At 37.3% G+C, this 12,998-nt stretch carries 11 protein-coding genes; 2 read left to right on the forward strand and 9 right to left on the reverse strand.

The genetic code is table 11. The features are described 5' to 3' along the window. Positions 1-68: 68 nt before the first annotated feature. The 9 genes from idi to JL102_RS15075 all read right to left on the reverse strand — a co-directional run bounded on the left by idi (position 69) and on the right by JL102_RS15075 (position 11,131). Entirely contained in the window at positions 69-590 is a 522-nt protein-coding gene (gene idi, locus JL102_RS15035; protein ID WP_202245252.1) for an isopentenyl-diphosphate Delta-isomerase, read from the reverse strand. Continuing rightward, on the reverse strand, positions 590-1,426 hold the full coding sequence (locus JL102_RS15040) for a phytoene/squalene synthase family protein (protein WP_202245253.1): 837 nt from the start codon (positions 1,424-1,426) through the stop codon (positions 590-592). Before JL102_RS15040 ends, idi begins: the two co-directional genes overlap by 1 nt. After that, positions 1,423-2,901 (reverse strand): phytoene desaturase family protein, encoded by a 1,479-nt coding sequence (locus tag JL102_RS15045; RefSeq protein ID WP_202245254.1) that lies wholly within the window; start codon positions 2,899-2,901, stop codon positions 1,423-1,425. Before JL102_RS15045 ends, JL102_RS15040 begins: the two co-directional genes overlap by 4 nt. A gap of 17 nt (positions 2,902-2,918) precedes the next feature. Continuing rightward, positions 2,919-3,425 (reverse strand): RNA polymerase sigma factor, encoded by a 507-nt coding sequence (locus JL102_RS15050; RefSeq protein ID WP_202245255.1) that lies wholly within the window; start codon positions 3,423-3,425, stop codon positions 2,919-2,921. A 548-nt stretch (positions 3,426-3,973) separates the two neighbouring features. Beyond that, a complete protein-coding gene (locus JL102_RS15055) occupies positions 3,974-6,262 on the reverse strand; it encodes a patatin-like phospholipase family protein (RefSeq protein ID WP_237390609.1) in 2,289 nt (762 codons plus the stop codon). Next, a complete protein-coding gene (locus JL102_RS15060; protein ID WP_394369244.1) occupies positions 6,259-7,434 on the reverse strand; it encodes a THUMP domain-containing class I SAM-dependent RNA methyltransferase in 1,176 nt (391 codons plus the stop codon). The genes JL102_RS15055 and JL102_RS15060 overlap by 4 nt, the downstream gene beginning before the upstream one ends. A gap of 101 nt (positions 7,435-7,535) precedes the next feature. Then, positions 7,536-9,806, reverse strand: coding sequence for an aconitate hydratase (locus JL102_RS15065; protein ID WP_202245257.1), 2,271 nt, complete (start codon positions 9,804-9,806; stop codon positions 7,536-7,538). Positions 9,807-10,071: 265 nt separating this feature from the next. Further along, complete coding sequence (gene folE, locus JL102_RS15070; protein WP_202245258.1) at positions 10,072-10,761, reverse strand: GTP cyclohydrolase I FolE; 690 nt, start codon at positions 10,759-10,761, stop codon at positions 10,072-10,074. Next, the gene (locus tag JL102_RS15075; protein ID WP_202245259.1) at positions 10,718-11,131 is read right to left on the reverse strand and encodes a 6-pyruvoyl trahydropterin synthase family protein; all 414 of its coding nucleotides are present in this window, start codon (positions 11,129-11,131) and stop codon (positions 10,718-10,720) included. The genes folE and JL102_RS15075 overlap by 44 nt, the downstream gene beginning before the upstream one ends. Before the next feature lie 243 nt (positions 11,132-11,374). Between JL102_RS15075 and JL102_RS15080 the strand changes: the two genes are divergently transcribed. Together JL102_RS15080 and JL102_RS15085 are read left to right on the forward strand one after the other, a co-directional pair. Continuing rightward, positions 11,375-12,031: a phosphoadenylyl-sulfate reductase gene (locus tag JL102_RS15080; RefSeq protein ID WP_202245260.1), complete on the forward strand. Its 657-nt coding sequence runs from the start codon at positions 11,375-11,377 to the stop codon at positions 12,029-12,031. Between the two features lie 2 nt (positions 12,032-12,033). Further along, complete coding sequence (locus JL102_RS15085) at positions 12,034-12,957, forward strand: NAD-dependent epimerase/dehydratase family protein (RefSeq protein WP_202245261.1); 924 nt, start codon at positions 12,034-12,036, stop codon at positions 12,955-12,957. The last annotated feature ends 41 nt before the right edge of the window (positions 12,958-12,998 follow it).

Consider the following 12,998-nt stretch of genomic DNA (forward strand, 5'->3'; position numbering starts at 1 on the left):
TCACTTTACACAGTGATTTTATTACTTTGAAATATATGAAGTAAAACGGCTGTTTAATACAGGATGTTTTACTTTTTAAGATTCTCAAGTTTTGAAGGAAGCGTCTCCATAATGATTTTGAACCAATAGGTGTATTCTTCAGGAGCCGCCTTTATTTTTTGTTGAATATTTTCCATGGAATCATACAGATAGCTTTCTACTTCCTCTGGGTTAGGGTTTGGGGTATCATCAGTGTATCCCACGAGTACATGATCCAGCTCATGTTCTATCATTTCACCTTCCAGATCGGCTTTGTAAATGAATTTATAAATAAACTCAGAGTCGGTAGTAATACCCATTTCTTCAAATATGCGCCTTCTTGCAGCATCAGTTATGGTTTCTCCTTTTCTAGGATGACTGCAGCAGGTGTTAGTCCATAAACCAGGAGAGTGATACTTGTGAGCAGCTCTTTTTTGAATGAGCAATTGATTTTGGCTATTAAAAACAAACAGAGAGAAGGCACGGTGTAGCAGGCCTTTTCTGTGAGTTTCTATCTTTTCCATTGTTCCTAGCTCATGATCATTCTGATCTACCAAAACCACTTTATCCATTATAATATATTCAGTCTGTGTCTTAAATAAGTGTAAAATAACAACGAAATTTTTTGTGGATTAGGAATGCGTATTCTTTGTTTCATGACTTGTGTAGAAGGGGTTTTTTTGATTTTTTTGAAAAGGGAATAATAATAGATATAAGCCAGATATACACCGAATTTGGAGCTTCTAGGTAATTTTTTTATTCCAGTTAAGGCCATTTTAAATTCAGATTCTATATCTCTTTCTATTTCTTCTTTATGAGCCTGGTTGAAATTATTGAGTTCAACACCAGGGAAGTAGCTTCTTCCTAAGGTTACATAATCATCTTTCAAGTCTCTGAGAAAGTTGATTTTTTGAAAAGCAGAACCCAACTTCATGGCATAGGGCTTTAAATGATCATATTGCTCTTGGTTGCCATTACAAAAAACCTTCAGGCACATTAATCCCACCACTTCAGCTGATCCTAAAATGTATTCTTCATAGTTTTTAGTGTTATACTCTATTTTAGAAAGATCCATTTCCATGCTGAATAGAAACTGGTCTATTAGAATCTTGTCAACGTTGTAAGTATTCACAACATGCTGAAAGCTATTTAATATTGGGTTGAGACTAATCCCTTCTTCAATGGCCTGGTGAGTTTCAACCTTAAACCTTTTTAATAAGTTGGGTTTGTCATAATCATGAAAGCTATCTACTATCTCATCTGCGAGGCGCACAAAGCCGTAGATTCCACAAATAGGGTCTCTCAGGGGCTTATCCAGACATTTTATGCCCAATGAAAAAGAAGTGCTGTAATGATGAGTGGTAAGCTTACTACATTTAGCGGATACTTGATCAAATAGTGCTTTCATATTTTGTTGGTTAGGTTGTTTATCTCTTGCGCTGCCACCTGTCCTGAAACAATAGCAGGAGGTACGCCAGGTCCCGGTACAGTAAGCTGGCCGGTGTATATGAGGTTAGGTACCTTTGGGCTGTGCATAGACGGTTTTAATATGGCCGTTTGTTTTAACGTATTAGCCAAGCCGTAAGCATTTCCCTTAAAGGCATTATAATCTTCAATAAAGTTTTTATGAGCATAGCTCTTTTTAAATATAACGTGCTCTTTTATATTTTGTCCTATCAATGATTCTAACCTTTCTATAACCAGGTTGTAATATTTTTCTCTTATTTCCTCATTATCCTTCAAAGCGGGAGCTACTGGCATTAGAATGAAAAGATTTTCCATTCCTTCTGGAGCACAGTAATGGTCTGTTTTAGAGGGGCAGCACACATAAAAAAGAGGATCTGTAGGCCACTGGGGGGTTTCATAGATTTCTTTAGCATGCTGTTTAAGCTCTTTGTCAAAAAATAAGGTGTGATGTAATAAATTATCTATCTTTTTATTCACACCCAGATAAAATATTAAAGAAGAAGGGGCTAATTCTCTCTTATCCCAATAGTCTTCATTATATTTTCTGAATTTTTTGGGTAGAAGCTTTTGCTCTACATGGTTATAATCCGCACTGGCTACTATATAATCATGTGGTATATTTTTATTATTAATACAAAGGCCTAATGCTTTTTTTTCATTCATCCAAATGCTATCTACAGGAGCATTAAACTCGAACTTTACTCCAAGCTCTTGGGCTAAAGATACCATTCCTTCTATAATGCTATACATTCCCTTTTCAGGATACCACGTACCTAGAGACATATCAGCATAGTTCATCAAACTATATAGAGCTGGTGTCTTTTCAGGCATAGCACCCAGAAAGAGCACGGGGAATTCAAGTAGTTGAATTAACCTTGGATTTTTAAAGAACTTGCGGATATAAGATGAAATAGACTTGAAAACATGTAAGCGTAGCACTCCACTTATAAGCCTTGTATCTAGAAATTCGGTTAATGATTTGCCTGGTTTATAAACCAAATCATTCATACCTATTTCATATTTATATTCAGCTTCTTTTAAAAAGGCTTTTAATTTTTCAGCGCTGCCTTTTTCGATGCTTTCAAATAGGATATATAATTGATCTAAGTTGGCCGGTATGTCAGTGAAATCATTCTGGCCAAAATAAACTCGGTAGGAAGGGTCTAAACGAGTGAGGTGATAGTAGTCTTTGGCAGAACGACCAAAACGATTGAAAAATCGTTCGAAGACATCAGGCATCCAATACCAGCTGGGGCCCATGTCAAAAGTAAAGCCTTGAGTTTCAAATTTTCTGGCTCTTCCGCCAGCTGTAGAGTTTTTTTCGTATATAGTAACTTGGTGTCCTAAAGAAGCAAGGCTACAGGCTGCAGATAATCCTGCAAAGCCTGAGCCTATTACAGCAATATTTTCACTCATTCAATATTTTATATTATTTACCTTGCGTAAGCTACAAGTTTTTTCTGAATTTCTTTTCTTGCGTGGAAAATTCTATTCTTAACTGTCCCGATAGGAATATCCAATTGATCAGCAATTTCATGGTACTTATAACCCTCTACGTGCATTTTGAATGGCTGTAAAAGATCAGACTTCACGTCATTTACGCAGTTCATGATATCCTCATACTCATAAGAAGTTTCAGGAGAATTAAATGTATAGTCATCAGCAACATTTAAATAGTAAAGCTCTTTAGTATCATCGTGAGTAGTTTTTGATCTTTGAGCTTTTCTATAATTATTGATGAAGGTATTTCTCATTATTGTATATAACCAACCTTTAAGATTAGTGTTTTGCTTAAACTTATCTCTATAGGTTAAAGCTTTAAGCACAGTATCCTGTATAAGGTCTTCCGATTCTTCTTGGTCTTTAGTAAATCTTCTAGTGAACAGTTCAAGAGTATCTTTTAATGAGGCGATTCGGTGATTAAATTCAATAGCGGTCATAATTGTATTTATTACTTTGGTCAAATGTTAAGACAAGATTCAAATATTAGTCTGACTGTTTTATTCTTCTCTTTTGTTTTACTGATGATGAATATGTTAGTCAGTTTCATTGACCGTAAGGTGAAAAATCATGCTAAAATATTGACGCGATCATTTTTTGAACTATATTTTTGAGAATTCCTCAATAGGAGGAAATAGAGGCTGTTTTTTTGTGATTATAAAACTATGTTGAAACAAAGGCGTGGTAAAATATAGGGGTATTGTGTGGGGAATTTATATGTGAACTGTGTATTTAATTCCACAACTATATGTGGTGGTGAATTTAGTGGCTTCAGTGCTTAGAGCTAAGCGCAGTCTTCAAATTAAAGAGGTGATTATGAGATATTGTAAGTTATGTAATATCGTTTTAGATTTTATGCATGAGATAAACAAACATAGTTAACATAACCTTTACTCTATATTAACACCGTTATGAAAATCTTGTTCAAATTATATTACCTTTTTATATATTCTTGAAATTAATATATAAAATAACCAAGTAGATGAATTTATTCTTTAAGAAGCAGCTGTAGCTTTTTGAGAGCAGCTCTGTTGGATTGAGTGTTTATATTGTTGATAAGGCTGGCCTTTTCACGGCTAGTTAGTCTCCAGCTAAGTGAGGCTCTTTTTACATTTTCCATGCGTAAGCTATCAGTTTTAGGAAGATTTTCTTTCATATATTCTTCAGGGATATATTGAATGTCTATCCTCTCTATGCTGCCGGAGAACCAGCTTTTGGCGTACTCTACCCGGTCATCATTATTGATATCTTGCAGGCTTTGGAAATTTTGGTAAATGCTGCTGATAGGCAATGAGAATTTTTCGAAAAGAGAGAGTTTATCTTCTTTTTTAATAGGCTCTTCTTTTTCAGAATCTCTAATAGAAACCAATACTACTCCTGAGGTGTTTTCTGCTATCCATTCTTTGAAGGCGTAAAGGAACCTGACAGCATCAGAAATGCCAAAATTATCTGTAATTCCGGCGTCCATGATCTCTATAGGTGGGGTACTTGGCAGCGTAATATTAGGAGTAATGTAAGGGAAGGTGGCACTCATTCTTAGACCACTTAAAAACCGTAGGCTATCGGCTTGCTGATCTTTTAAAAATCTTAAAAATTCTACACCATTGGTTTTTTCAGCCTTGTAAAGGCTATCACTGGCATCCATCATATAAGAAACATTCTGAGGAGAGATGTATAGCGTGCGGCCATCATTGATGATAGTTGGAGCCATGATGAGCATAGGTATTTTACTATCTCTTTCAGGTTCTTTATAGGCTGAAAGAGGCTTGTCTAGTATGTATCCTGTGTTCTTGTTTAACTGCTGCTCAAAAGCATAGCCACGGTCTTTGGAGTATTTTAGGCCTTTGTAATTAAACTCCTGAAAGCCTACGAACATGTCATTCATAAGTAGGCTGAATATAACCGCATTGAGGTTGTCGCTGCCCAGGTGATCGAAGTATATTTTTGAATATAGGTTGTCTATTTCCTGTTCTTGTTTTAGTAGGTACAATTCTCTGAAATAACTTGCGCCAATTAACCCGCCAGAGGCGCCAGTTATGAGCATGCTGTTTTTCATAAGCTGGCCGTTAGTAAGGCTGTCCGCTACTTGCAGTGAATATAAGGTCCACAAAGCCGCTCTCTGGCCACCACCGCTGGCACATAGCAGTACCATTTTAGGCTTGGTGTTAGGGTCAAATTTGGCTTTCCAGTTTTCTAAAATCTCCCTGCCACTTTGCTTGTCAGCATTAACCAGTTCGGCAGAGGTTAGCTTGTCTATTTCATTTAGGTTATAGGGGCTGGGTTTAGTGTTATAATTGATACCATAGGCTTCATATTTTTTGTTAAATATGCCTTCTTTTACCATAAAGTTGACGGCTAGCAATAGTATCAATGCTACACTGCCAGACCAGCTTCCAAACCAATAGGAAAAGGCTCCGGCAAACATGATGAAAATGGTTAATAGCAGGGTGAAGCTTGCAGCAGCGGGCAGCTGAAATATTTCATAATCTCGAAAAATGCCCATCACCAAAAGTATAAGAAGGATAAATAACTCAATGATTACCAAGTTAAAATGGTTTTGATCAAATACCTGTAAGATGGTATTTCTGTCATAAAAACCTTGTGATTCGTAGGCTCCTTTCACTTCAAAATTCAAAGACAGGTAGCTATCCACTCTTATCTGTTTTTTCTTAGCTATATTGAGCTTTTTCATGGCGCTGGCTCTTGTAGCTTTAATGTTCTGTTTGAGCTTTTCATCGAGTTTACAAACTACATATTTGAATATGTCTTTATTAGTAAACCAGAAGTAAGAATATAAAACTATAAGCATGAGGCTGTAGCCGGAGAGGAGGCCAAGCAGGTTAATGAAAAGGCTGTCAAAAGAGAGGTATTCGTTAGATACCTGGTACTGAATGATATAGATTACATAATTGAATAAGAATATAAAAGGAATGATGCTGTTATTGAGGCTGAAAACGGTGAACGGCTTGGATATAACACCAATAAATGAAAATCTGTGCCCGTCATTAATATAGGTGGTAATGTGAAATGCCACACTTAGGCCAGATATGACTATGCCCATGATGAAGAAGCTGGAAAAGCTTACTTTATTGAGGTATACAGGATCTAGGAAGAGGTAGGGGATGCCCAGATAGTTGCCAAAATTGCCTGAGATAATGGCAAAAAGAATAACCCAGCAAAGAAGCAATACTTGATTTCTCTTTACATGATTCAATAATAGCTGTATGGGAAAAGAATAGTAAATACTTTCCCCAAATACACTTATGCGTTTAATCATTTATCCAATTTACCACTTTTTTTAGTGCCTGCGTATAATTCGTACTCCAAGAGCCTACAGTCTATTTTAGCATTAAAGAATTCAATTCTTCGTTTTGTTCTTAGACCGATCCTTTTAGCTAAATTCAGGTTTCCGGTAAAAATGTAACCGAAATAGCCAGAAGCCTTTTGCTTAAAGAAATCACCTATTTCTTGATATGTTTTCTCTAAAGCCTTTTCTTCTCCTAATCTTTGTCCATACTCCGGGTTAATAAATATGACTCCTTTTTCGTCTTCAGGGAGGGGAGTGTCTCTAAAATCACAAGTTTTAAATTCAATAAGTTCTTCTACTCCTGCTGCCAGGGCGTTTTGCCTTGCGGCTACAATAGCGGCAGGGTTAAGGTCAGTAGCTATAATTTTGAAGGGGAGCTCTTTTACTTCCAGTACAGCAGCCTCTTGCTTCATTCTTTCCCAGATATCAGCATTGTAATAATTTACATGCATAAAACCGAAGTTTTCTCTGTTGATGTTGAGGAATTTTCTTTTAGCAATAAGGGCGGCTTCAATGGCTAGTGTACCACTACCGCACATGGGATTAATGAAATGGCTCTTCTGATCCCAGGCTGAAGCTAAGATGGTGCCGGCCGCTAGAGACTCCATCATAGGGGCCTTCATAGGAATTTTTCGGTATCCGTGCTTGGCAATAGTTTCTCCCGAGGTATCTATGTAGATAGCGGCTTCGTGCTCATGCCAGTGTAGAAATAAAACGGTTTGAGACAGATCCTTACCTGAGTTAGGTCTGCGGTCGTATTTCTCCATAAAGTAATCAGCAATGGCATCTTTAGCCCTTAAGCTTGCAAAACGAGGATCTAATATTTTGTCATTCTTCACATAGCTTTTAATACTAAAATATCCATCTACATCAAAAATAGAGTCCCATCTTATTTTCTTTACCTTTTTATAGAGTTCATCAGCGGTGTTTACATTGAAGTTATCTATTTCAAATAGCACTCTATTGGCAGTACGTAGGTAGAGGTTGAGGCGCAAGGTATCAGCAAAAGTACCCATCAGCTCCACATTCTGGTGGTGGATGCTGGTGTTTTTGAAGCCTAATGCTTTTACTTCTTCCTCTACTATAGGGCTCATTCTTGGTGAGCAGGTAATGATAATTTTATGTTTGGTTTGCTCTTGCAATGCTTTTACGTTTATGGTTATTTATTCAAAGCTAAGAATTGTTACAAAAAAAAGGCTACTCCAAAAATGAAGTAGCCTTGTATTATTGTTTTTTGACAAAATTAATTTGCCTTTTCTTTTTCCTTGATAAGGTTAAGAGCAGATCCTGCTTTATACCAAGCAATCTGCTGATCATTATAAGTATGGTTTACTTTGATAGTGTCTTCAGATCCATCAGCATGTTTTACAGATAGAGTTAAAGGCTTATCAGGCGCAAACTGATCAAGATCTAAGAAGTCAAAAGTATCGTCTTCCTGGATTTTGTCATAATCAGCTTCATTGGCAAATGTTAAACCAAGCATACCTTGTTTTTTAAGGTTGGTTTCGTGGATTCTGGCAAATGATTTCACCAATATCACTTTTACACCTAAATGCCTTGGTTGCATAGCTGCGTGCTCACGAGATGAACCTTCACCGTAGTTGTGGTCTCCGACTACTATAGTAGGTATTCCAGCGTCTTTGTAGGCTCTTTGTGTAGCAGGTACAGCTCCATACTCACCTGTAAGTTGATTTTTAACAGAGTCAGTAGCATCATTGAAGTAGTTTACTGCACCTGTTAAAGTGTTGTCTGCAATGTTATCTAAGTGACCTCTATATCTTAACCATGGACCAGCCATAGAAATGTGGTCAGTAGTACATTTTCCTTTTGCTTTGATTAAAAGCTTCATGCCAGTGATGTTTTTGCCATCCCAAGGCTCAAAAGGAGTTAATAACTGCAGACGTTTAGAGTCTGGAGCTACTTTTACTTCTACGTTACTACCGTCTTCAGCAGGTGCTTGATAGCCATTATCCTCTACATCAAATCCTTTTTCAGGAAGTTCAAAGCCTGATGGAGGATCTAATTTTACTTGTTCGCCATCAGCGTTAGTAAGTGTATCAGTAAGAGGGTTAAAACCAAGGTCTCCACTGATAGCCAATGCAGCTACTAATTCAGGTGAAGTTACAAAGGCATGAGTATTAGGGTTACCATCAGCTCTTTTAGAGAAGTTTCTGTTGAAAGAGTGGATGATAGTATTTTTTTCTTTTTTATCAGCTCCGGCTCTGTCCCACTGTCCGATACATGGTCCGCAAGCATTAGTAAATATTCTTGCTCCAAGGTCTTCAAATACTTGAAGAATACCATCACGGTCTACTGTGAAGCGGATTTGCTCAGATCCTGGGTTGATACCAAAATCAGATTTGGCTGTTATTTTTTTATCTATAGCTTGTTTGGCGATAGACACTGCACGTGTTAAATCTTCGTAAGATGAGTTAGTACAAGAACCAATAAGTCCCCATTCTACTTTTGTAGGCCATCCGTTTTTCTCAGCCTCTTCTCTCATTTTAGAAACAGGAGTTGCTCTATCAGGAGTGAAAGGACCGTTAATGTGTGGCTCTAAAGTGGAAAGGTCAATTTCAATTACTTCGTCGAAGTATTTTTCAGGGTTAGCATATACCTCATCATCACCAGTAAGGTGTTCTTTTACTGCGTTAGCAGCTTCAGCTACGTCAGCTCTGCCTGTAGCTTTAAGGTATCTTTCCATGCTCTCATCATACCCGAAAGTAGATGTGGTAGCACCAATTTCAGCACCCATATTACAGATGGTACCTTTACCAGTACAAGACATAGATTTAGCACCTTCTCCAAAATATTCTACTATAGCACCAGTACCACCTTTTACAGTAAGGATACCAGCTACTTTTAAGATCACATCTTTAGGAGCAGTCCAACCGTTTAATTTACCGGTAAGTTTTACTCCAATCATTTTAGGCATTTTAAGCTCCCAAGGCATTCCGGCCATTACGTCTACAGCGTCAGCACCACCAACACCAATAGCTACCATACCTAAACCACCTGCGTTTACAGTGTGTGAGTCGGTACCGATCATCATACCACCAGGGAAAGCGTAGTTTTCAAGCACTACCTGGTGAATGATACCTGCACCAGGCTTCCAGAAACCAATGCCGTATTTGTTTGATACTGATTCTAAGAAGTTAAACACCTCGCCACTGGCGGTAAGTGAACTCTTTAGATCTTCTTTAGCTCCTTCTTTGGCTAAGATAAGGTGGTCACAGTGTACCGTAGAAGGTACAGCCGCTTGCTTTTTACCTGCCTGCATAAACTGCAATAATGCCATTTGTGCAGTAGCATCTTGCATAGCCACGCGGTCTGGAGCAAAGTTTACATATGATTTTGCTCTTTCAAAACTTTCAAGGTTTTGGTCTGCGTGAAGGTGGGAGTAAAGAATTTTTTCAGATAAAGTAAGCGGCTTGTTCACCACTTTTCTGGCGGCGTCTATTTTTTCTCCTATTTGAGAGTAAACCGCCTTTATCATGTCAATATCAAATGCCATATGTTTTAGCGTCTTTATTGTTAATTTGAAATGAGTTGCAAAATTACAAAATTTAATTGCTTTTTATTATAAGAGCTATTTGGCCAAGCTTATTTATATCTTCTTTAAATAATGAAATAGCTTCTTATAAAACAACGATAACTATTTGTAGAACAAAGCGTAATGAAAAATAGTTATCAGCTTATAGCTTACGTCTATATCGGTATAGATTATTTAAATAACAAGATAATAAAAAAGGCCGCTATAATTAGCGGCCTTTAGAGTATTACTTTGCATTAATATAATTGAGAAATTCGTTCTTGGTTTGAGTTTCTTCAAACTTACCAGAGAAGTAAGCGGTGCCTGTTTTGCTATTAGTGTCACCTACTCCGCGAGAGGCTACGCATAGGTGGGTAGCATCTACTACTACGCCTACATCTTCGGTATTCAGTGCTTTTTTAAGCTCATTGCCTATTTGCACAGTTAACCTTTCTTGTACTTGAGGTCTTTTGGCGTAGTACTGAACTATTCTGTTAATTTTAGATAGACCGATTACTTTGCCAGAAGAAAAATAAGCCACATGCACTTTACCATATATAGGCACAAAGTGATGTTCACAATGAGAGTAGAAAGTGATATCCTTTTCTACTAACATTTGATCATACTTATACTTATTTTCAAAAAGGCGAGCATGAGGTTTATTGGCAGGATTAAGTCCACTAAAAACCTCCTGAACAAACATTTTGGCTACTCGCTTAGGGGTTCCTTTCAGAGAGTCATCTGTTAGGTCAAGTCCTAAAGTTTCCATTATCTCTTTAAAATGGCCTTCTATTTTAACCATTTTGTCTTCATCACTCATGTCGAAGGCATCAGGTCTGAGAGGGGTGTCGGCGGCTGAACCTACGTGGTCATCGCCCACTTCATCTATTTCTTCACTTTCCAACGGGGTATTCGACAAAGTTCCTTTCTGTTTCATATAATCTTATTTTTAATTCCAGGTCATCTTCTATTTGCTCTCTCAATAAATCATAGATGACCATGGCAATGTTTTCAGCAGTGGGTATCTTGTTTTTAAAATACGGAGTGTCGAGGTTAAGGTTTTTATGATCAAATTTTTTCACTACATGCTCCTTTATCAGATCACTCAAAATTTTCATATCATAAACATATCCCGTGTCAGGGTTAACCTCTCCAATGAGTTTTACGTAAAGTTCGTAGTTATGGCCGTGGTAATTAGGATTACTACATTTACCAAAGGTTTTGAAGTTGGTCTCATCGTCCCAGGCAGGGTTGTATAGTCTGTGAGCAGCATTGAAATGCTCTTTTCTAAAAACGGCTACTTTCAAAATTATTCTGGTTAGTGGTTCTATTTATAGCCGTGAATATACGTGTTATAACAATAATATGGGTAATTAGCACTAGTTACTTGAAAAATGAAACTTTGAAATAAATAGATACCAATGAAAAATATTGATTTAGAGAGATGCTGCTTTGCTATGGCTTATTTACAAGGTGCAGTTATTTAGGTTTTTATTTTCAAATGGTATAGTAATGAATAACTTTGAACAAATCAAAAAGGAGGTGTTTCAGTGAGTTTTGATGAAATAAAAGCACAATTAGAGAAATATAAAGAGGAAGGCAAGTCATTATTTACTACTTCTTCTTTTCAGTCGCATAGTATAGTATTGCTACATATTTTAAGTAGGATAGATAAGAGTATTCCTGTGGTGTTTATAAATACAGGGTATCACTTTCCTGAGACAGTAGAGTTTAAAGACAGGGTGGCGGATTTGTTTGGTCTGAATACTGTGGACTTAAAGTCAGAAACGCCAAAATTTATGCAAAAAGACGCTGAAGGCAGGTTGTTATTTACTTCTGACCCAGACCACTGCTGCTTTTTAAATAAAACGCAACCTGTAAACAGGCTTTTAATGCAGCACGATGTATGGATAAACGGTGTTAGAGCAGACCAGAGTGCAGTAAGAAAGGCCATGCAGGTGGAGCAGCCAGCACCTAATAACGCGGTGAGGTTTCACCCTATGCTGGATTGGAATGCGAAAATGATTTATCAATATCAAAAAGAATATGATCTGCCAAAGCATCCGCTGGAAAACTCGGGCTATCTGAGTATTGGCTGTGAGCCTTGTACTCGCAAGGTAAACCCTGATATGATGGAAAGGGAAGCCAGATGGTACGGCATGAATAAAACGGAATGTGGATTGCACACGGACTTGGTAAGTAAATAATTATGAGAATTTTAGTAACCGGAGGTGCCGGCTATATAGGCACAGAATTAGTAGGTCTCCTTGCTCAGCGCGATGATGTAGAAGAGATAGTAGTTTATGATAATTTAAGTAAAAATAACTTCAACTTTTTTCTTGGCCACAGTTTCACTAATAATGCTAAAGTGCAATTTGTGAAAGGAGAACTTCTAGACTCTCGCTTTTTGAAAAAGGCTTTGAAAGGAATAGATGTTGTTTATCATTTAGCGGCAAAAGTAACTACCCCTTTTGCTAATACCGACCCTCATTTTTATGAGCAGGTAAATCATTGGGGTACTGCTGAGCTGATCTATGCTGTGGAAGAAAGTGATGTGAAGAAGTTTATATTCACTAGTAGCACGGGAGTGTATGGTTCTTCAAAAGAGGCGGTAGATGAAAGTATAGAGACTAACCCTAAAACATTTTATGGAATATCTAAAATGAGAGGGGAGGAGCATGCTAGCCGACTCAAAGATAAAATGGATACTTTCATATTTAGGTGTGGCAATGTATATGGCTATAACCGCAGTATGAGGTTTGATGCAGTTATTAATAAATTTGTGTTTGAAGCGCATTTCTATAAACGCATTTCTATTCATGGAGATGGTTTTCAACAACGGTCTTTTATTCATATAAAAAGAGTGGCAGAGGCGCTCACAAGAGTGCTGGATGGTGAGCTGAACTCAGGAATTTATAACTTGGTAGACCGTGATATGCAAGTGTTGGATATAGTAGATACGCTAAAAGAGCAGATCCCGGAATTGGAGTTTATCTTCGTTAATCAGCACTTGAAACTTCGTCAGTTAAAAGTAAAGCCTAATGAAGAGCTTAATAGTAAACTAGGACTTATTAATGATAAAACCTTTAATGAGGAAATAGAAGAATTTAGGCAACGTTTTAGTTTCTCTTAAATATAAATAACTTCTTTATCAATTGCTTGATATTCATGGTT

This window comes from Fulvivirga sediminis (genome assembly GCF_016757215.1).
GTDB lineage: Bacteria > Bacteroidota > Bacteroidia > Cytophagales > Cyclobacteriaceae > Fulvivirga > Fulvivirga sediminis.

Coding starts and splice junctions, on each gene's coding strand:
- idi (WP_202245252.1), bottom strand. CDS start 590: ATGGATAAAGTGGTTTTGGTAGATCAGAATGATCATGAGCTAGGAACA.
- JL102_RS15040 (WP_202245253.1), bottom strand. CDS start 1,426: ATGAAAGCACTATTTGATCAAGTATCCGCTAAATGTAGTAAGCTTACC.
- JL102_RS15045 (WP_202245254.1), bottom strand. CDS start 2,901: ATGAGTGAAAATATTGCTGTAATAGGCTCAGGCTTTGCAGGATTATCT.
- JL102_RS15050 (WP_202245255.1), bottom strand. CDS start 3,425: ATGACCGCTATTGAATTTAATCACCGAATCGCCTCATTAAAAGATACT.
- JL102_RS15055 (WP_237390609.1), bottom strand. CDS start 6,262: ATGATTAAACGCATAAGTGTATTTGGGGAAAGTATTTACTATTCTTTT.
- JL102_RS15065 (WP_202245257.1), bottom strand. CDS start 9,806: ATGGCATTTGATATTGACATGATAAAGGCGGTTTACTCTCAAATAGGA.
- folE (WP_202245258.1), bottom strand. CDS start 10,761: ATGAAACAGAAAGGAACTTTGTCGAATACCCCGTTGGAAAGTGAAGAA.
- JL102_RS15085 (WP_202245261.1), top strand. CDS start 12,034: ATGAGAATTTTAGTAACCGGAGGTGCCGGCTATATAGGCACAGAATTA.